General features: G+C 64.2%; 19 protein-coding genes and 1 tRNA gene. 13 read left to right on the top strand and 7 right to left on the bottom strand.

The window, feature by feature from the left end; translation table 11 throughout:
* The 3 genes from ACI3EV_RS03585 to ACI3EV_RS03575 all read left to right on the top strand — a co-directional run bounded on the left by ACI3EV_RS03585 (position 1) and on the right by ACI3EV_RS03575 (position 1,469).
* Positions 1-681 (top strand): HTH domain-containing protein, encoded by a 681-nt coding sequence (locus tag ACI3EV_RS03585; RefSeq protein WP_329769863.1) that lies wholly within the window; start codon positions 1-3, stop codon positions 679-681.
* Between the two features lie 103 nt (positions 682-784).
* Positions 785-1,111 (top strand): hypothetical protein, encoded by a 327-nt coding sequence (locus ACI3EV_RS03580; protein WP_329769864.1) that lies wholly within the window; start codon positions 785-787, stop codon positions 1,109-1,111.
* A 31-nt stretch (positions 1,112-1,142) separates the two neighbouring features.
* On the top strand, positions 1,143-1,469 hold the full coding sequence (locus tag ACI3EV_RS03575; protein ID WP_329769865.1) for a hypothetical protein: 327 nt from the start codon (positions 1,143-1,145) through the stop codon (positions 1,467-1,469).
* A gap of 89 nt (positions 1,470-1,558) precedes the next feature.
* Here the strand turns inward: ACI3EV_RS03575 and ACI3EV_RS03570 are convergent, their stop codons facing one another.
* The 4 genes from ACI3EV_RS03570 to ACI3EV_RS03555 all read right to left on the bottom strand — a co-directional run bounded on the left by ACI3EV_RS03570 (position 1,559) and on the right by ACI3EV_RS03555 (position 5,609).
* Positions 1,559-2,011, bottom strand: coding sequence for a YbjN domain-containing protein (locus ACI3EV_RS03570; RefSeq protein ID WP_329769866.1), 453 nt, complete (start codon positions 2,009-2,011; stop codon positions 1,559-1,561).
* Between the two features lie 175 nt (positions 2,012-2,186).
* Positions 2,187-2,263 (bottom strand) — tRNA-Val (locus ACI3EV_RS03565).
* 77 nt (positions 2,264-2,340) lie between these two features.
* Positions 2,341-4,608 (bottom strand): RelA/SpoT family protein, encoded by a 2,268-nt coding sequence (locus ACI3EV_RS03560; RefSeq protein ID WP_329769867.1) that lies wholly within the window; start codon positions 4,606-4,608, stop codon positions 2,341-2,343.
* 38 nt (positions 4,609-4,646) lie between these two features.
* The gene (locus tag ACI3EV_RS03555) at positions 4,647-5,609 is read right to left on the bottom strand and encodes an alpha/beta hydrolase (protein ID WP_337690893.1); all 963 of its coding nucleotides are present in this window, start codon (positions 5,607-5,609) and stop codon (positions 4,647-4,649) included.
* A 105-nt stretch (positions 5,610-5,714) separates the two neighbouring features.
* Here ACI3EV_RS03555 and ACI3EV_RS03550 point away from each other — a divergent pair, with 105 nt between their 5' ends.
* From ACI3EV_RS03550 to tolA, 10 genes are all read left to right on the top strand, one after another.
* Positions 5,715-6,497 (top strand): 3-hydroxybutyrate dehydrogenase, encoded by a 783-nt coding sequence (locus ACI3EV_RS03550; RefSeq protein WP_329769870.1) that lies wholly within the window; start codon positions 5,715-5,717, stop codon positions 6,495-6,497.
* Positions 6,498-6,651: 154 nt separating this feature from the next.
* Positions 6,652-7,863, top strand: coding sequence for a multidrug effflux MFS transporter (locus ACI3EV_RS03545; protein ID WP_337690894.1), 1,212 nt, complete (start codon positions 6,652-6,654; stop codon positions 7,861-7,863).
* A gap of 121 nt (positions 7,864-7,984) precedes the next feature.
* Positions 7,985-9,133 (top strand): bifunctional 3,4-dihydroxy-2-butanone-4-phosphate synthase/GTP cyclohydrolase II, encoded by a 1,149-nt coding sequence (ribBA, locus tag ACI3EV_RS03540; RefSeq protein ID WP_337690895.1) that lies wholly within the window; start codon positions 7,985-7,987, stop codon positions 9,131-9,133.
* Between the two features lie 23 nt (positions 9,134-9,156).
* A complete protein-coding gene (gene ribH / locus ACI3EV_RS03535) occupies positions 9,157-9,633 on the top strand; it encodes a 6,7-dimethyl-8-ribityllumazine synthase (RefSeq protein ID WP_018714336.1) in 477 nt (158 codons plus the stop codon).
* A 5-nt stretch (positions 9,634-9,638) separates the two neighbouring features.
* Positions 9,639-10,205 (top strand): transcription antitermination factor NusB, encoded by a 567-nt coding sequence (gene nusB, locus ACI3EV_RS03530; RefSeq protein WP_018714337.1) that lies wholly within the window; start codon positions 9,639-9,641, stop codon positions 10,203-10,205.
* Between the two features lie 11 nt (positions 10,206-10,216).
* Positions 10,217-11,395: a pyridoxal phosphate-dependent aminotransferase gene (locus tag ACI3EV_RS03525; RefSeq protein ID WP_337690964.1), complete on the top strand. Its 1,179-nt coding sequence runs from the start codon at positions 10,217-10,219 to the stop codon at positions 11,393-11,395.
* Between the two features lie 19 nt (positions 11,396-11,414).
* Positions 11,415-11,828, top strand: a complete 414-nt coding sequence (locus ACI3EV_RS03520) for a YbgC/FadM family acyl-CoA thioesterase (RefSeq protein WP_337690966.1) — start codon at positions 11,415-11,417, stop codon at positions 11,826-11,828.
* 21 nt (positions 11,829-11,849) lie between these two features.
* On the top strand, positions 11,850-12,530 hold the full coding sequence (gene tolQ / locus ACI3EV_RS03515) for a protein TolQ (RefSeq protein ID WP_337690898.1): 681 nt from the start codon (positions 11,850-11,852) through the stop codon (positions 12,528-12,530).
* A gap of 12 nt (positions 12,531-12,542) precedes the next feature.
* Complete coding sequence (gene tolR / locus ACI3EV_RS03510) at positions 12,543-12,974, top strand: protein TolR (protein ID WP_337690900.1); 432 nt, start codon at positions 12,543-12,545, stop codon at positions 12,972-12,974.
* Positions 12,975-12,982: 8 nt separating this feature from the next.
* A complete protein-coding gene (gene tolA, locus ACI3EV_RS03505; protein WP_337690902.1) occupies positions 12,983-14,092 on the top strand; it encodes a cell envelope integrity protein TolA in 1,110 nt (369 codons plus the stop codon).
* Between the two features lie 12 nt (positions 14,093-14,104).
* Here tolA and ACI3EV_RS03500 read toward each other — a convergent pair whose 3' ends face one another.
* The 3 genes from ACI3EV_RS03500 to dnaE form a co-directional block, all read right to left on the bottom strand.
* Complete coding sequence (locus tag ACI3EV_RS03500; protein ID WP_329769877.1) at positions 14,105-14,467, bottom strand: DUF86 domain-containing protein; 363 nt, start codon at positions 14,465-14,467, stop codon at positions 14,105-14,107.
* A complete protein-coding gene (locus tag ACI3EV_RS03495) occupies positions 14,464-14,754 on the bottom strand; it encodes a nucleotidyltransferase family protein (protein WP_329769878.1) in 291 nt (96 codons plus the stop codon). The genes ACI3EV_RS03500 and ACI3EV_RS03495 overlap by 4 nt, the downstream gene beginning before the upstream one ends.
* A 107-nt stretch (positions 14,755-14,861) precedes the next feature.
* Positions 14,862-18,389 (bottom strand): DNA polymerase III subunit alpha, encoded by a 3,528-nt coding sequence (gene dnaE, locus ACI3EV_RS03490; protein WP_337690908.1) that lies wholly within the window; start codon positions 18,387-18,389, stop codon positions 14,862-14,864.
* Positions 18,390-18,407 lie beyond the last annotated feature (18 nt).

The raw sequence follows: 18,407 nt of genomic DNA, 5'->3' as shown, positions 1-18,407 counted from the left end.
ATGGAACGTTCCGTCCGTCTTTCCCGCATCCAGGCCCTGATGAGCCGGGCCACCGGCGTGACCCTGGCCCAGCTCATGGCCGATCTGGAAGTCTCGCGTGCCACCATCCACCGGGACCTGGAGCTGATGCGCAGCCAGATGAACACGCCCATCGTCTGGAACCGGGATACCGGCACCTACCATATCGATCCCGAACAAGGCTTTGGCGTGCCCAGCCGCATGCTGCCCGGCATCTGGCTCAAGCCGGCGCAGGCCTATGCCTTCCTGACGCTGAACAACATGGTCGAGAAGATCGCGCCGCAGCTGCTGGGGCCGTTCGTCTGGCCCATGCGGGACATGCTCAAGCGCATGCTGTTCGAGACTGAGTACCCCATGCACCGCCTGGACAAGAAGATCGCCATCGAGATGCCAGGCGTGCCGGAGCTGTCAGACCTGACATTCACCACGCTGATCGATGGCCTGCTGCGCGAACAGCCATTGCGCATCACGCTGAAAACGACGGAAGGCGCACCTCCTCCCATCATCAGTGGCACGCCCACCCAGCTGCGCATCCGGCACGATGGCTGGCAGCTGCAGCTGGAGACCGCGCCGGCACAGGAGCAGCAGGTGGATCTGCGCGATGTACTGGATGTCGCCCTGGTGCAGCCCGCCAGGCGCCAGCCCTCTGCACCGTCAACGTAGACGGCCTTCATTCCCCCCTGAATCCACCCAGCGCGAACCCCGCGCCAGCATGGTGCTGCCCGTCAGCGCCCGCCCTGCTGCATTCTTTTTTTAGGAAAACCTCATGCAAGCCATCATCGCCTATCTGGTCGGACTGTTCATCATTACGCCCCTGATCATCAACATCACCGGCCTCGTATTCGCAAAAATCGCCGCGGAAGAAGCCTCCCGGACCTTGCTGGTAATCGGAGCCGGCATAGGTGCCGTGGCCAGCTACCTGATCCTGAAACCCTGGTTCGGCATCATGGACACCAGCTTTCCGTGGTACGCCTACCTGATCTGCATGACACCCGTCATCCTGAATGATCTTCACCGCATTGGCCGCGGGTCAAATCCCGATTACCTGATGGCGCTATTGGTGGGTATGGGTGTTGCCCTGGCGGTTTTCTGAGAGCACGTATTTGAATCAACAGGAGAAAGACATGAAACCAGCACCATACCGTCACACCAGTCTTGATGAGGAGATGGACGAATACCCATCAGAGGGTCCTCTGAGCAGCCATATGGGGCCGCATCTCGAGAAGCTGATGAATGCCTTGCAAGAAGCCAGCCGGCATTTGATCCAGGCATCCGACGCGGCAGAGGATCTGCGTCGGGATCTTCGCATGCAGTTCCATATCCGCTCTCGCGGCCTGCATTCCGATGCCAACAAGACCTGCCAGTTTGTCGAGATGGCAAAGGCCACACTGGCTCGCAGTACGGCCGCTGCCTATGCTCAACTCGAGGCCATCGGGCAGTACCGTGACTGACATCCTGGCCAGTCACACGGGAGCAGACAAGAAAAAGGCACCTGGCGCATCAGCCCCAGGTGCCTGTCTGTCCGTATGGCAGCAAGCGCTTATTCGTCGCCCACCAGCACCTCATTGCGCCAGACGCTGAACGAGATATTGCTGGTTTTCAGGAAGCTCACGATACGCGCCTGCGTCACGCCACCTTCCAGATCCAGGTCGAGTTCCAGCACCGGGTCGTTTTCGTCATCCAGGTAGCTGCGGGAGTATTTCTTGGTGCGGTTCCAGCTGTTGATGCGGCTCAGCGGCACGTTCCGGTCAAACGAGGCACGGAACAGGATCGATTCCTTGTCCTTGGGAATCAGCAGCAACGCCGAATAGCCATCGATTTTCCAGACCAGATCGCCATCCTTGTCGACGGTGTAGCTGTAGCCTTCCTGTTTCATGATGGATTCCAGCTGCGCGGTCGATGTCTTGCTGACCACGGCCTGCGCCTGGGCAGTGCCGGCTACGCCCAGCATCAGGGCCAGTGCGGCCAGCATGGTGAAGAAACGGTTTTTCATGTTATCTGCTCCCTGTCAACGTGTATGAATGCCAAGCATGGGCATGCCCTAGCAGCAAGCGCACAGTATAGGGACTGCCACAGCGGATAGTAACACCAAGCCCTGCATGACAGGGAAAATCCGGCCTTCAGACAATAAAAAAGCACCCAATTTTTACATTGGGTGCTTTCTATATTGGTAGGCGCGACTAGATTCGAACTAGCGACCCCCACCATGTCAAGGTGGTGCTCTAACCAACTGAGCTACGCGCCTGAAACTTGTTCAGAAGTGAGATTATAGACCGGATTTTTGCGTTTGTGCAAGACGTGCGGTCAACTTTCCACATTTTTTCATCGACGGCGCGCGCCATGCACCCCTGGCAGTCCCTGCAAGGCGTGCAGCACCTTGCCCAGCTTGTGCGTATCGCTCACCTGCACCGTCATGGTCATGTGCGTGATGCCCTTGCTGACATCATTGTGCATGCCCAGCACCGGCATCTTCTCGGCGGCAAACAGCTCGCTGATGTCGCGCAGCAGGCCGGTACGCGCATTGGCCTGGATCAGCACGTCCACCGGGTACTGCCCGGCCGTGCTGTCAGATCCTTCCCACTCCACATCGATACAGCGTTCGGGATGATCGCGCACCATGCTGCGGTAGTTGGCGCAATCCAGCCGGTGTACGCTCACGCCCTTGCCGCGCGTGACAAAGCCGCCAATCGCATCAGGTGGTGCCGGCTTGCAGCACTTGCCGAGCTGCGTCAGCAGCGACCCCATGCCCACCACCAGCACGCCACCCTTTTGGCCGGCACGCCGGGCGCGTTCGCCCATGGCGGTGGTCTTCTGCAGCACCACCTCATCCTCGGTCAGTTGTGGTGCCTGCGGCTTGAGCACGGCCTCGATATTGCGCAGCGAGAACTCGTCCTTGCCCACCACCTCGAACAGCGCATCCGGGCTGTCAAAACCCAACTGCTCGGCCAGATGCACCAGGTTGGTCGAGGTCTTGCCTTCGCGCTGCAGCAGTTTTTCCACCGCCTCGCGGCCGCGCGCCACGGTTTCCTGCGTGATCTGCGCGTTGTACCAGGCACGCACCTTGGCACGCGCGCGGTTGCTGACCAGATAGCCCTGCTCCGGATTCAGCCAGTCGCGTGACGGGCCACCTTCCTTGACGGTGACGACTTCCACCGTCTGGCCGCTCTGCAATTTGGTCTGCAGCGGCACCATCTGGCCGTCCACGCGTGCACCACGGCAGCGGTGGCCGACACTAGTATGCACCGCATAGGCAAAGTCCACCGGCGTGGCCCCCTGCGGCAACTCGACAATCGCGGCATCGGGCGTCAGCACATAGATGCGGTCTTCCAGCAAGGCATGCTGGGTGCCGGCGCTTGGGCCTCCGGGCTGCTCACTGCCAGTCTGGGCAAAATCACGCTCCCAGGCCAGCAGCTGGCGCAGCGCTGCGATCTTGCTGTCGTAGCTGCTGTTGGCGCTGTGGCCGGCATAGCCCTTGGCTCCGGCTTCCTTGTAGGCCCAATGCGCCGCCACGCCGGTTTCGGCATGGTCGTGCATCGCCTGGGTGCGGATCTGGATCTCCAGCGGCCGCCTCGGATGGCCCTCCTCGGCATGCATCACCACCGTATGCAGCGACTGATAGCCGTTGGCCTTGGGCTTGACGATGTAGTCATCGAATTCGGACGGCACCGCCTCGAAAGTGCTGTGCACCCAGCTCAGTGCCGCATAGCAGTCCTTCAGCTCCGGCACGATGACGCGCAGCGCCATCACGTCGTAGATGTGGTCAAACTCCAGCTTCTTGCCGCGCATCTTCTTGACGATGCTGTAGATGTGCTTGGGCCGCGCCTGCAGGCTGGCGCTGATACCCTGGCCCAGCAGGCCCTCATGCACCTGCATGCGCAGGCGCTCCACGCGCTGCTCGCGCTCGACGCGCTTCTCGTCCAGCAGTCGCGCCACATCGCGGTAGACATCGGGCTCGAGAAAGCGGAACGCCAGGTCTTCCAGCTCCCACTTGATCTGCCAGATACCGAGCCGGTTGGCCAGCGGTGCCAGCACATGCAGCGATTCGTAGGCCATGGCATACGGGCATTCGCTCTTGCTGGCGGCAAAGTGGCGCAGCGTCTGCAGCCGCGATGCCAGCCGCAGCAGCAGCACGCGCAGGTCGCGCGAGAACGCCAGCAGCATCTTGCGCACCGCCTCGAGCTGGCTCGACATGTCGGCGACCTGGTCGCGACCCTGTTCGCGGTGGTGCTTCTGCAGCTGCATCAGGCGCATCGCCTGCAGCACCAGCTCGGTGTATTCCTGGCCAAAGTTCTGGCCGATGATGTCCTCGGGCTTGCTCAGGTGCGAGGCGGTATAGATCAGGTAGGACGCCGCCTGCAGCGCCGGCGCACCCCCCATCTGTTCCAGGATGCGCGCCATGCCATCGGCATGCTGCAGTTCGTTCTCGCCGGTGCCCAGCTTGCTGTTGGCCAGCAGCGGCGCGGCAAAATGGCGCGCCCGCGTCAGGATGTCTGCCGATTCCGGCAGCATGTCCGAGGCGGCCTGCACCACGTCCGACACCCCCTGTCCCGGCTGGGGCAAGGGTGGGACGGGATTCTGTCCAGTGTTCATGTCTTTCTTCAGGGTGCCGCTGCGGCACAAAAAAAATATCAGGCAGCCTGGGCTTCAGGCTCCGGCAAGGGGTTCAGCAGGAAACCGGTGACGGCATCACGCTGGTCCTGCGCCACGATGGTGGGCGCATGGCCAACGCCGGCAAACTCGACCAGTTGGGCGCGCGGGCCGCGCTGCCGCATGGCCTGCGCGGTTTCGTGCGGCAGCAGATCGGAATCGGCACCGCGCAGCAGCAGCAGCGGCGCCTGGATCGCGTCGTACATCTGCCACAGCATGGCCTCGCCCTGCGCCCAGGCGTCCTGGCTGATATCGCCAAAGGCACGGCCAATCGCCGGATCATAATGCTGGCGCCAGCCGCCCTGCGGGTGCGGCATCAGCTGCGCCTGGTTCAATTGCGTCCATTCCTCATCCGAATGCGGGCCAAAGGCGGCAAAGCGTTCACGCAGATGCGCCACTGCCTCTGCCTCACTGGCGAAATGACCTGTGTCGCCCACATAGCTGCCGATGCGGCTCAGCGCCTGCCAGGACAGCGTCGGGCCCACGTCATTCAGCACCATGCGGCTGAAGTGCGGCACGCCCTGCGGCCAGACCGGCAGCGCCTGCGCCGCCGTCATGCCCAGGCCGATCAGGCCGCCCATGCTGGTACCGACCCAGTCGAGTCGGGTGATGGGAGCCTGCTGCTGCAAGTGTGCCAGCAGCTGCAGCATGGCGCCCACGTAAACCGGTACCTGGTACAGCGTGTGGTCACGCAGCCATTCGCTCTGGCCACGACCGGCAATGTCCGGGCAGATGATGCGCAGTGGCGGCAGACCACGCGCAGCGGCATCGGCCAGCAGCGTCTGGGCCAGCGCGTCAAAGTCGCGGCCCTGACGCGTCAGGCCGTGCACACAGACCACCACGTGCGCGGCATCAGGCTGGCCCCACTGCCACCAGGCCTGCCGGAAGGCCTGCGGCCCTGCGTTGCAAACCATGTGATGAAGGGCGGGTGCCGATGTCGTCATGTTGTCTCCTCGCTCGCCGTAGGGATGCCAATAATCTGGCCCCGCGGCGCTGTTATGATGATTTTTGATACTACCTGATATTCACCTATTTGCGAGGAGAGACACATGTTGAAAGGCAAGACGGCATTGGTTACCGGTTCCACCAGCGGCATCGGTCTGGGCATTGCCAAATCACTGGCGGCCCAGGGTGCCAACGTGGTACTGAACGGTTTTGGCGATGCCGACGGGCCGCAGCGCGAAGTACTGGAAGCCGGTCGTGACCACGGCGTGCGCGTGGCCTACCACGGCGCCGACATGAGCAAGCCGGACCAGATCGAAGCCATGATGCAGTTTGCCGCGCAGGAATTCGGCCGCGTCGACATCCTGGTCAACAACGCCGGCATCCAGCACGTGTCCAACATCGAATCCTTCCCGGTCGAAAAGTGGGACGCCATCATCGCCATCAACCTGAGCAGCGCCTTCCACACCATGCGCCTGGCACTGCCGGCCATGCAGCAGGCCGGCTGGGGCCGCATCATCAACGTGGCCTCCATCCACGGCCTGGTGGCATCGGCCGGCAAGACCGCCTACGTCGCCGCCAAGCACGGCATTGTCGGCATGACCAAGGCCGTGGCACTGGAAAACGCCCAGAACGGCGTGACCTGCAACGCAATCTGCCCGGGCTGGGTGCTGACCCCGCTGGTGCAAAAGCAGATCGATGACCGCGCTGCCGCACAAGGCATCAGCGTGGAGCAGGCACAAAAGGACCTGCTGGGCGAAAAGGAACCCTCGCTGCGCTTCACCACGCCCGAAGAGCTGGGCGCGCTAGCGGTGTTCTTCTGCTCGCCGGCCGGCAACAACATCGTCGGCGCGGCCTGGAACATGGACGGCGGCTGGACGGCGCAGTAATCCGGCACCACTCCTGGCAGGCTGTGGCCTGCCCCGGACGGCATGCGGTCATTGACGGCATGCCGTTTTTCTGGCCCGCTGATCTCCGACTGGCGTTACAGCGCATTGCAACTGCGTCCCGTTTGCGCGCGCCATTCCCGGCTACATTCACGGGATGTCCTTTTATTTCCGCATGCTGCTATTGCTGTCGGCGCTGACCATGGTCGGCCCGCTGGCGATCGACGCCTACCTGCCCGCGTTCCGTTCGATCCGGGCCGATCTCGGCACCACCGATGTGCTGATGCAGCAGACGCTCAGCCTGTTCCTCTACGCCATGGCCGGCATGATGCTGTTCTATGGCACGCTGTCCGATGCCTTTGGCCGGCGCAAGGTGATTCTGGGCTCGCTGGTGCTATACACCTTGGCCTCGATTGGCGCGGCTTTCAGCCCGAGCATCGAATGGCTGCTGGCCTTCCGCGTGCTGCAAGGGCTGGGATCGGGCGGCGGCGGTGTCGTTGGCCGTGCCGTGGTGCGCGACCTGTTCCACGGCCCGGATGCGCAACGCATGATGTCGCACATGACCATGGTGTTTGGCCTGGCACCGGCGCTGGCTCCGATCATGGGCGGCTGGCTCGAGGTGCACCTGGGCTGGCGCTGGATTTTCGGCGCTTCGGCGGTCTTCGGCGCGCTGCTGCTGGTGCTGTGCTGGCGCTATCTGCCGGAAAGCCTGCCGGAAGAAAAACGCCAGCCATTCAAGGCCTCGCAGCTGGCGCGCGGCTATCTGTCCTCGGTCACCCACCTGCGCTTCATGCTGCTGGTGTTCCTGATGGCGCTGGCCTTTGCCGGCTTCTCGCTCTACGTCGGCTCGGCTGCGCACTTCATCATGGATCTGCTGCACCTGGAGGAAACCGATTTCGGCTGGATGTTCATCCCGCTGGTCGGCGGCCTGATCACCGGCTCGGCGCTGGCCGCGCGGCTGGCGGCGCGGCTGACACGGCGCCGCTTCGTCGTGCTGGCCTACTGGATCACCGGCCTGGGTGTAGCCCTCAACCTCGGCTACAACCTGTGGGCCGGTCCGGCCATCAGCGTGCCCTGGGCCGTGCTGCCGCTGTTTGCCTATTCCTTTGGCCTATCCTTCCTCACGCCCAGCGTGACCATGGCGGCGATGGACTACTTCCCGCGCAACCAGGGCATGGCGGCATCGATGCAATCCTTTGTGCAGATGTCGGTGTTTGCCACGGTGGCCGGCTTTGTCGTGCCGCTGCTGTTTGGCAGCGGGCTCAAGCTGGCGATCGGCATGGCCAGCGTCTGGGGTGCCAGCCTGCTGCTGTTGTGGACCTTCATGGCACTGCAGGCGGCCCAGCGCCGACAAGACGGCCAAGGCTGACGAGGCCCCATCGCCAGCAGGGAGCCAGCGCCAAATGGCTGGCGCTGGCAGCCCAATGCGCGATAATAGGGAAATACCCCTCCCAGCAGCGCCCAACGCGGGCGCCCACTTGAAGATACCCATGACCGATACTTCCCGTGCGCCGGCCGATGCCGTGCTCGCTCCCATCTCCCCCGTGGCCGATATCGTGGCCGACATGCGTGCGGGCAAGATGGTGATCCTGATCGATGACGAGGACCGCGAAAACGAAGGCGACCTGATCCTCGCTGCCGACCACGTCACGCCCGAAGCCATCAACTTCATGGCGCGCTATGGCCGCGGCCTGATCTGCCTGACCCTCACGCGCGAGCGTTGCCAGCATCTGGGCCTGTCGCCCATGACCACCAACAACGGCACCGTCTACGCCACCGCCTTCACCGTCTCCATCGAGGCGGCAGAAGGCGTCACCACCGGCATCTCTGCCGCCGACCGTGCGCGCACCATCCAGGCCGCCGTGGCACCCAACGCCAAGGCCAGCGATCTGGTGCAGCCCGGCCACGTGTTCCCGCTGCAGGCCGTGGATGGCGGCGTGCTGATGCGCGCCGGCCATACCGAAGCCGGCTGCGATCTGGCCAGCATGGCCGGCACCAGCCCGTCGGCCGTGATCTGCGAGATCATGAATGATGACGGCACCATGGCCCGCCTGCCCGACCTGCAGAAGTTCGCCGCCGAACACGGCCTGAAGATCGGCACCATTGCCGACCTGATCGAGCACCGCAGCCGCACCGAATCCATGATCCGCAAGATGGCCAGCCGCACGCTGATGACCGCGCACGGCGAATTCATGGCCCATGCCTACCAGGATCTGCCCAGCGGCAACCTGCACCTGGCGCTGGTCAAGGGCCACTGGGACGAGAGCGATGTGGTGCCGGTGCGCGTGCACGAGCCGCTGTCGGTGCTCGACGCGCTCGAGGTGGATCGCCAGCTGCACAGCTGGAGCCTGGAAGACAGCCTGCGCCACATCCACGCGCAGCAGCGTGGCGTGGTCGTGCTGCTCAACTGCGGCGAAAGCGCTGAACAGCTGCTGGCCCAGTTCAATGGCACGGCCCAGCCCAGCGTGGCACCGGGCAACCGCAGCCACGACCTGCGCAGCTACGGCATTGGTGCCCAGGTGCTGCGCGAATGCGGCGTGCGCAAGATCAACATCATGGGCAAGTCGCGCCGCATGCCGAGCATGGCCGGCTATGACCTGGAGGTGGTCGGCTTTACCTCTGCCCCCACCGAGTCCTGAATCCTTACCTGAGAGAACACCCCATGAAAGACGCGAACAAGGGCAACCCCGAGATCACCGGCCAGCTGGATGGCAAGAAGCTGCGCATCGGCATCGTGCAGGCGCGCTGGAATGCCGACATCACCGATACCCTGACCGAAGCCTGCCTGTCCGAGCTGATGGAGTTGGGCGTGAAGGCCAAGCATGTCACCCTGGTGCAAGTCCCGGGCGCCCTGGAAATCCCGCTGGCGCTGCAATCGCTGGCCGACCGCTCCGGCTACGATGCCCTGATCGCGCTGGGCTGCATCATCCGTGGCGAAACCTACCACTTCGAGCTGGTGGCGAATGAATCCGGTGCCGGCGTCACGCGCGTCTCGCTGGACCACGGACTGCCGATTGCCAACGCCATCCTCACGGTCGAGAACCTGGAGCAGGCGCAGGCACGCCAGGTCGAGAAAGGCGTCGATGCGGCCCGCGTGGCCGTGGAAATGGCGCTGCTGATGCAAACCATGGCAAGCTGATCACCATGCAGACCCCTGATACCCCCGATACCCCGCAAACGCCGGAACAGGCGCTGAGCGCCTCGCTGCAAGCACAGCAGCCGCCGCAACAGAAGCCGGCCAGGGCTGCCGGCAAGCCACGCGCCAAGAGCGGCAAGGCACCGCGCAGCCTGGCGCGCGAATTCACCGTGCAGGCGCTCTACCAGTACCTGGTCGGCAAGAACGATGCCGCCGCCATCGATGCCTTCACGCGTGACCTGAGCGGCTTCCACAAGTGCGATATGGCACATTTCGATGCGCTGTTCCACGGCTGCGTGGACCAGGCCGAACAGCTGGACGCGCTGATCACGCCACACCTGGACCGCAGCTGGCCGGAAATCTCCCCGATCGAGCATGCCGTGATGTGGATCGGCGTGTACGAATTCCGCCACTGCCCGGACGTGCCCTGGCGCGTGGTGCTGAACGAGTGCATCGAGCTGGCCAAGTCCTTTGGCGGCACCGATGGTCACAAGTACGTCAACGGCATCCTGCACGCGCTGGCCAGCCAGCTGCGTGCCACCGAGGTCGCGCACGACAGCAAGCCGCGCGCATGAGCCAGCCCGCCCTGCGCCTGGCCGAGCGTGCCCGGGCCATCGAACCCTTCCATGTGATGGAGATCGCCAAGGCGGCGCAGGCGCTGCAGGCCGGCTTGCCGCCCGATGCCGATCCGATGCTCTACCTGAACATCGGCGAACCCGATTTCACCGCCGCTCCGCTGGTCGCCGAGGCAGCGCAACGCTGCATCCGTGACGGCCAGACCCAGTACACCGCCGCCAATGGCCTGCCCGCGCTGCGCGAACGCATCAGCCAGTGGTATGCCGACCGTTTCGGCCTGCAGATTGATCCGGGCCGCATCGTCGTCACCGCCGGCGCCTCGGCGGCGCTGCAACTGGTCTGCCTGGCCCTGATCCAGGCTGGCGACGAGATCCTGATGCCGGACCCGAGCTACCCGTGCAACCGCCACTTTGTCAGTGTCGCCGGTGGCACGCCACGCATGATCCCGGCCACAGCGGAACAGCGCTTCCAGCTCAGCGCGCAGCAGGTGCTGCAGCACTGGACCGATGCCACACGCGGCGTCATGCTGGCCTCGCCGTCCAACCCGACCGGCACCTCGATTGCGCCGCAGGAACTGCGTGCCATCCACGAGGTGGTCAAGGCCCGTGGCGGCGTCACCATCGTGGACGAGATCTACCTGGGCCTGAGCTACGACGATGCCTACAGCCACAGCGCGCTGGCAATCGATGACAACATCATCAGCATCAACAGCTTCAGCAAGTATTTCTGCATGACCGGCTGGCGCCTGGGCTGGCTGGTGCTGCCGCCGGCACTGGCACGCCAGGTCGAACTGCTGGCGCAGCACCTGTTCATCTGCGCCAGCACGGTATCGCAGCATGCGGCACTGGCCTGCTTCGAACCGGAGAGCCTGGCGCTGTACGAGCAGCGCCGCGCCGAATTCCGCGCACGCCGCGACTGGTTCGTGCCACAGTTGCAGGCTCTCGGCCTGGACGTGCCGGTGATGCCCGATGGTGCCTTTTACGCCTGGGCCGATTGCAGTCCCTGGTTCGAACGGCTGGGCGTGGACAACAGCTGGGACGCGACTTTTGCCCTGATGCAGCGCGCCCATATCGTGGCCACGCCGGGGCGTGATTTCGGCACCGCCGATACCAGCCGCTTCCTGCGTTTTTCTACTGCCAGCGCCCTGCCGCTGCTGCAACAGGCGATCACCCGCCTGCAGCAGCTGTAACCGACTGCTGCACCGCAACATCATGTTTCACTTTGCCATCCGCGTTTACTGGGAAGACACCGATGCCGGCGGCATCGTCTTCTATGCTAACTACCTGAAATTCTTCGAGCGGGCACGCACCGAATGGCTGCGCGCCAAGGGCATCGAACAGCAGGCGCTGCGCGAGCAGACCGGCGGCATGTTCGTGGTCACCGGCACCGAAATGAAGTACCACCGTCCGGCACGACTGGACGATGTGCTCTGCGTCAGTGCCACGCCGCTGCAGCTGGGCCGCGCCTCGGTCGTGATCGGCCAGAGTGCACGGCTGGGTGCCCCGGACGGGCCGCTGCTGTGCGAAGGCACTATCCGCATCGGCTGGGTGAACGCCGAGCGCATGCAGTCGGCGCGCATGCCGGTCGATCTGCTGCAGGCACTCGAGGATGGTGCCGCCTGAAGGTGGCCAACAAGGACCGGAATGAACAACGACATGAATATCCTGCAGCTGGTGCTGAATGCCAGCTGGATCGTGCAGGCCGTAATGGCCATGCTGCTGGTGATATCGGTAGCCAGCTGGGCCGCAATTTTTGCCAAGATCGGCCAGCTGCGCCGCTCGCGCACGCAAAACGCCGAATTTGACCGCGACTTCTGGTCCGGCAAGGGCCTGCAGGAACTGCACGCTGCCGCCAGCCAGAATGCCAAGCTGGCCGGTCCACTGGAACGCATGTTCGCCAGCGGCATGCGCGAATTTCTCAAGCAGCGCGAGCGCCAGGTGGACGATGCCACCACGCTGGACGGCACGCGCCGCGCCATGCGCGCCAGCTACCAGCGCGAGCTGGATACGCTGGAAGGCAAGCTGTCCTTCCTGGCTTCGGTCGGCTCCATTTCGCCCTATATCGGCCTGTTTGGCACGGTCTGGGGCATCATGCACGCCTTTACCGGCCTGTCGGCCATGGAACAGGTGACGCTGGCCAGCGTCGCGCCCGGCATCGCCGAAGCCCTGGTGGCCACCGCACTCGGCCTGTTCGCCGCGATTCCGGCGGTGCTGGCCTACAACCATTTCAGCCGCGATATCGATCGCCAGTCGGTGGCCATGGAAACCTTTGCCGAGGAGTTCCTCAACATCCTGCAGCGCCAGAGCCACGCTGCGGCGCACTGAGCGGAGCCTGTCATGCCCGGATTTGCGCCCCGCCACCGTCGCCGCCGTGCCATGAACGAGATCAACATGGTCCCGTTCATCGACGTGATGCTGGTGCTGCTGATCATCTTCATGGTCACCGCGCCGATGATCCAGCCTTCACGCGTCGATCTGCCCAGTGTCGGCAGCAGCGCCAGCCAGCAGCAGGACGCGGTGCGCATAGTGCTGACGGCAGACGGTACCATCAGCGTTGGCCGTGATCGCCAGGGCCAGCCGCAGACCGTGACAACAACCGATCTGGCCAGCGCCGTGCAGGCGGCCCAGGCCGGCCAGGCCGATGTGCCGGTGCTGATCAGCGCCGACAAGACGCTGCAATACGACAGCGTGATGCAAGTCTACAGCCAGCTGAAACAGGCCGGCGTGCAGCGCATAGCGCTGGCAGTACAGCCGGTCGCGGCGCGCTGATCCGGGACATGAACAGCCTGCAGATGTCTCATGCGCAGCTGATGCCGCCGGCCACGCCACGGCGCGGCCTGCCGCTGCTGGGTGCGCTGCTGGTGCATGGCACGCTGATCGGCCTGCTGGCGCTGGGATTGCAATGGAAGACCGCCCCGCAGGACAGTGGCTTTGTTGCCGAAATCTGGGATGCGCAGCCAGAGCAGGAAGGGGCACGAGGCGATGCCGGCCCGCCGCCGGAGCAGCCGCCAGCTGCGGCTCCCAGCCCCACTGAACTGCAGGCGCAAGCCGCTGCAGCACAACGCCAGGCCGAACAACGCCAGCAGGCGGCCGCCGAGCGCGCCGCGGCTGCCCAGCAGCGTCAGGCCGAAGCAGCTGAAGCACGCAAGGCAGCACAAGCCGAGGGCCAGGCCGCCGCCGCGCAGGCACACGCGCAAGCCCAACGCGATGCCGACATCGCCGAACGCCGCCGCAAGGAACAGGAACAGCGCCAGGCCGATGCCCGCAAGCAGCAGGAACAGCAACGCCAGCAGGCGGCGCGTGACAAGGCCGAGGCCGAGCGCAAGCAGGCAGAAGCACGCAAACAGCAGGAGCAACAGCGCCAGCAGGCCGCCCGAGACAAGGCCGAAGCCGACCGCAAGCAGGCAGAGGCGCGCAAACAGCAACAAGCCGCAGCCGCCACGGCAGAAAAACGCAAGGCCGATGCCGCCGCTGCTGCGCGCGCGCGCGCCGATGCAGCAGACCATGCCGCGCAGATGGCGCGGTTACAGGCACAGGCGGGTGGCAGCGGATCAGGCACTGGCTCTGCCCAGGCCAAGGGCACCCAGGGCGGTGGACAGGCCGCACGCAGCAGGGGCGGGCCGTCGGCCGGCTACGCCGCAAAAGTCCGCGCCAAGGTACGTCCCAACATCATCTACAACGATTACGATCGCGACAATCCGCGCACCGACATCGAGGTACGTGCCGCCCCTGACGGCACCATCATCGGTCGCCGCATCGTCCGCCCAAGCGGGATCAAGGCCTGGGACCAGGCCGCCCTGCGCGCGGTAGACCGCACGCGCACCCTGCCCAAGGATGTGGATGGTAGCGTGCCGGCCACCATTGTGCTGGAGCTTCGGCCGGGTTGATCCCTGCCGCGATCAGGCCTGCTGAAGGGCTGCCTGGTGCACAGCCGGCAAGTCACCCAGGAGTTGTGGCAAGGCCAGCTGTACCGTATCCCAGACCACCTCCAGATTGATATCAAAGTAGCCGTGAGCGATGCGATTGCGCATGCCCCGCATGTTGCGCCAGGGAATGCTGGCATTCTGGGCAGCAAAACCCGGATAGGCATACATAACCTTGGTCGCCGCTTCGCCCAGAATAATCAGGCTCATGATGACGGCTTGCTGGGTGCGCTTGTCCTGCAGAAAGTCATCCTTGCCCAGCCCTTCCACGAAAGAGCAGGCATCTGCAGCCGCCTGCTGCATGTGCTGGACATAATCCGGCAAGCGGTTCTGGCTCATACCGGCTGTGCCTCGGACAAGACAGCGGCGCGGAATTTCGCTGGCAGGTCGCCTGGCGTCAGCACATCAACCTGCACGCCCAGGATTTGCTGTACTTCGTCCTGAAAACCGCCCAGATCAAACAGGGTCACGCCCGGCTGCACTTCCACCAGCAGATCCAGATCGCTGCCATCTGCATCAGTGCCGTGCAGCACCGAACCGAATACGCGCGGATGCGACATGCGGAAGCGCCGTGCTGCGGCCAGTACGGCCTGACGTTGGTGGCGAAGGGCTACAGAGGGGCGCATGGGACCAATCCGGACTATGACTGCCATAGATGAGCAAAAACAGTAGCAATGCTATTGTTTCCCATCATCCCAGAACAGGACGGATTGTCAAACCCGTCACCCGCCCTTCACTCGTACACGACCCGCACATCCCCACGCGGCAGCAGCGCCATCCAGCCCGCCAATGCCGCATCGCTCGGATAGAAGCGCGCGGCATCGCCGAGCTTGAGCATGCCCTGCACCTGCTCGTCCGGATAGTACTGCTGCACCTGCAGGCGCACCGGCAGGCCGCGCACGATTTCATCGCCGGTATCGAGTATCTCGCGTTTGGCCGGATGCTCGCGCAGCACGCGCTGCAGGTCCGGGCCGGCGGCATCGCCCGCCAGCTGCACGCTGGCCAGCAGGTACTTGCCAAAGCGCACGCGCGCCGAGGGCAGATCCCAGATCTGCTCCAGGTTCAGGCGCAGGTTGCCGCTGAAGCGGTCAAAGCGCGTGACTGCCTGCACGATGATCAACGCATCGTCCTTGAGCAGGCTGGGCTGGCGACCCCAGACCTGCTCGTCGGCGCTGACTTCATACACTGCCGACTTGTCATCCAGCTTGAACAGCGCCAGCTTGCCGCTGCGGCCATTGATGACGCGGAAATCGCTGACGATGCCGGCCAGCACCACGGTGTCGCGGCTGTCGCTCAGGTCGTCCAGGCGGGTGCGCGCAAAGCGGCGGATTTCGATTTCGTGCTCGTCAAACAGGTGGCCGGACAGGAAGAAACCGATGGCGGTCTTTTCCTGCACCAGCCGCTCCTTGATGCCCCAGGGCGCCGCCTCGACCAGCGGCGGCTCGTCAGTGCTGGAGCCAGGGCCATCGAGCATGTCGAACAGGCCGCCCTGGTTGGCGTTGGCGGCCTGGGTGGCGGCAAATTCAAACGCCAGATCGACGCTGGCAATCAGCTCGGCACGGTTCAGGTGCAGGCTGTCAAAGGCACCGCCACGGATCAGTGCCTCCACCGTGCGCTTGTTCAGACGCGTGCGATCAACGCGGTTGCAGAAGTCGAACAGGCTAGTGAACGGCCCGCCCTCCTCGCGCGCATCGGTGATCGCCTTGATGGCGTTTTCACCAGTGCCCTTGATCGCGCCCAGGCCGTAGCGGATCACCTGATCCGTGACCGGCTCAAAGCGATAGTTGCTGCGGTTCACGTCCGGCAGCTCGAAGCCCATGCCCATCTTGCAGGCATCTTCGTACAGCACCTTGAGCTTGTCGGTGTTGTCCATTTCCACCGTCATGTTGGCGCAGAAGAATTCGGCCGTGTAGTGCACCTTGAGCCAGCCGGTCTGGTAGGCCAGCAGCGAATAGGCGGCGGCGTGCGACTTGTTGAAGCCGTAGCCTGCGAACTTCTCCATCAGGTCGAAGATCTCGTCGGCCTTCTGCTCGCTGATGCCGTTCTCGGCCGCACCCTTGCGGAAGATCAGGCGGTGTTCGGCCATCTCCTCAGCCTTCTTCTTGCCCATGGCGCGGCGCAGCAAGTCGGCGCCGCCCAGCGTGTAGCCGCCGAGGATCTGCGCCGTCAGCATCACCTGTTCCTGATACACCATGATGCCGTAGGTCTCGCTCAGCATGTCGGCCACCAGCGGATGCGGATATTCGACCTCCTCGCGCCCGTGCTTGCGCGCCACGAAGCTGGGAATCAGGTCCATCGGGCCGGGGCGATACAGCGCGTTGAGCGCAATCAGGTCTTCCAGTCGCGTCGGACGCGCATCGCGCAGCATGCCCTGCATGCCGCGGCTTTCAAACTGGAACACGGCTTCGGTCTTGCCATCCTGGAACAGCTGGTAGGTCGGCTTGTCGTCCAGCGGGATGTCGTCAAAGCTGAAGTCCTCGCGGCCCTTGTGGCGCTTGCGGATGAACTCGCGCGCCAGCTCCATGATGGTCAGCGTGGCCAGCCCCAGAAAGTCGAACTTGACCAGGCCAACCGCTTCCACGTCGTCCTTGTCGTACTGGCTCACGGCGGAATCGCTGCCGGGCTGCTGGTACAGCGGGCAGAAATCGGTCAGCTTGCCCGGCGCAATCAGCACGCCACCGGCGTGCATGCCGATGTTGCGCGTCATGCCTTCGAGCTTCTGCGCCATCTCGATCAGCGTGCGGACCTCGTCATCGTTCTCGATGCGCTCGGCCAGCTGCGGCTCGGCGGCAATCGCGTATTTTTCCAGCGCCTCGCCGCTCAGGCCAGCGGGCGGATACTGGATCGTTACCGGCTTGCCCGGCTTGTTCGGGATCAGCTTGCTGATGCCGTCGCAAAAGGTGTAGCTCAGGTCCAGCACGCGGCCAACGTCACGGATCGCGGCACGCGCCGCCATGGTGCCGAAGGTGGCAATCTGGCTCACTGCAGCGCGGCCGTACTTGTCCTTCACGTAATCGATCACGCGGTCACGGTTGGTCTGGCAGAAGTCGATATCGAAGTCGGGCATGGAGACCCGTTCCGGGTTCAGGAATCGCTCGAACAGCAGGTTGTATTCGAGCGGATCCAGGTCGGTAATCTTGAGCACGTAGGCGACCAGCGAACCGGCACCGGAGCCACGGCCCGGCCCCACCGGGCAGCCGTTGTCCTTGGCCCAGTTGATGAAGTCCTGCACGATCAGGAAGTAGCCCGGAAAACCCATCTTGATGATGGTGCCGAGTTCGAACTCCAGCCGCTCCACGTAACGCGGGCGTTCGGCATCGCGCTTCGCCACATCGGGGTAGAGATGCTGCAGGCGCTGCTCCAGCCCCTCGTAGGAGAGCTGGCGGAAGTACTCGTCCATGGTCAGGCCATCGGGGATCGGGTAGTCCGGCAGCTGCGCCTTGCCCAGCGTCAGCGTCAGGTGCGTGCGCTTCGCAATCTCGACGGTGTTTTCCAGCGCCGAGGGAATATCGGCAAACAGCGCCTGCATCTGCGCGCTGCTGTGGAAATACTGCTGCTGCGTGAAATGGCGCGGACGACGCTGGTTGCCCAGGATTTCGCCTTCGGCGATACAGACGCGGGCCTCGTGCGCCTCAAACTCGGCCGGGGACTGGAACTGGATCGGGTGCGTGGCCACCACCGGCAGCTGCATGCGCTGCGCCAGCTGCACGGCGGCGATCACATGCGGTTCGTCGGTGCTGCGGCCGGCACGCTGCAGCTCCAGGTAGAAACGGTTCGGAAAAGCCTGCACGCATTGCATGGCCACGTCATGCGCCTGCTCCGGATCGCCGGCGAGCAAGGCCGGGCCAAGCGGACCGGCCTGCGCGCCCGACAGCATGATCAGGTCATCGGACAGCTCCTGCAACCATTCCCAGCGCAGGCTGGCCTGGGCCTTGTTGCCAACGTGGATCCAGCCACGCGACAGCAGCTCGCACAGGTTGAGATAGCCCTGGTGCCCCTGCGCCAGCAGCAGCACGCGCGGCAGCGGACGGTCCTTGACGGGCGGCAGCAGGTCTTCCAGCATCACCTCCGCGCCCAGAATCGGCTGCACGCCCTTCTTCTGCGCCGTCTTGTAGAACTTGACCGCGCCAAACATGTTGTTCAGATCGGTCAGAGCCATGGCCGGCTGGCCGTCTTTGGCGGCAGCGGCTACGGCGTCATCGATACGGACGGTGCCGTCGACGACAGAAAATTCGGAGTGGAGGCGGAGATGGACAAACATCCGGGCATTTTAGCGGCC

The sequence above is a fragment of the Allobrachymonas wangyanguii genome (assembly GCF_045055315.1).
Lineage (GTDB): Bacteria > Pseudomonadota > Gammaproteobacteria > Burkholderiales > Burkholderiaceae_C > Brachymonas > Brachymonas wangyanguii.
Note: the sequence above shows the minus strand (reverse complement) of the source record. Positions and strands in the feature narration are given on the sequence as shown.

Coding starts and splice junctions, on each gene's coding strand:
- ACI3EV_RS03585 (WP_329769863.1), top strand. CDS start 1: ATGGAACGTTCCGTCCGTCTTTCCCGCATCCAGGCCCTGATGAGCCGG.
- ACI3EV_RS03580 (WP_329769864.1), top strand. CDS start 785: ATGCAAGCCATCATCGCCTATCTGGTCGGACTGTTCATCATTACGCCC.
- ACI3EV_RS03575 (WP_329769865.1), top strand. CDS start 1,143: ATGAAACCAGCACCATACCGTCACACCAGTCTTGATGAGGAGATGGAC.
- ACI3EV_RS03570 (WP_329769866.1), bottom strand. CDS start 2,011: ATGAAAAACCGTTTCTTCACCATGCTGGCCGCACTGGCCCTGATGCTG.
- ACI3EV_RS03560 (WP_329769867.1), bottom strand. CDS start 4,608: ATGAACACTGGACAGAATCCCGTCCCACCCTTGCCCCAGCCGGGACAG.
- ACI3EV_RS03555 (WP_337690893.1), bottom strand. CDS start 5,609: ATGACGACATCGGCACCCGCCCTTCATCACATGGTTTGCAACGCAGGG.
- ACI3EV_RS03550 (WP_329769870.1), top strand. CDS start 5,715: ATGTTGAAAGGCAAGACGGCATTGGTTACCGGTTCCACCAGCGGCATC.
- ACI3EV_RS03545 (WP_337690894.1), top strand. CDS start 6,652: ATGTCCTTTTATTTCCGCATGCTGCTATTGCTGTCGGCGCTGACCATG.
- ribBA (WP_337690895.1), top strand. CDS start 7,985: ATGACCGATACTTCCCGTGCGCCGGCCGATGCCGTGCTCGCTCCCATC.
- ribH (WP_018714336.1), top strand. CDS start 9,157: ATGAAAGACGCGAACAAGGGCAACCCCGAGATCACCGGCCAGCTGGAT.
- nusB (WP_018714337.1), top strand. CDS start 9,639: ATGCAGACCCCTGATACCCCCGATACCCCGCAAACGCCGGAACAGGCG.
- tolQ (WP_337690898.1), top strand. CDS start 11,850: ATGAACAACGACATGAATATCCTGCAGCTGGTGCTGAATGCCAGCTGG.
- tolR (WP_337690900.1), top strand. CDS start 12,543: ATGCCCGGATTTGCGCCCCGCCACCGTCGCCGCCGTGCCATGAACGAG.
- tolA (WP_337690902.1), top strand. CDS start 12,983: ATGAACAGCCTGCAGATGTCTCATGCGCAGCTGATGCCGCCGGCCACG.
- ACI3EV_RS03500 (WP_329769877.1), bottom strand. CDS start 14,467: ATGAGCCAGAACCGCTTGCCGGATTATGTCCAGCACATGCAGCAGGCG.
- ACI3EV_RS03495 (WP_329769878.1), bottom strand. CDS start 14,754: ATGCGCCCCTCTGTAGCCCTTCGCCACCAACGTCAGGCCGTACTGGCC.
- dnaE (WP_337690908.1), bottom strand. CDS start 18,389: ATGTTTGTCCATCTCCGCCTCCACTCCGAATTTTCTGTCGTCGACGGC.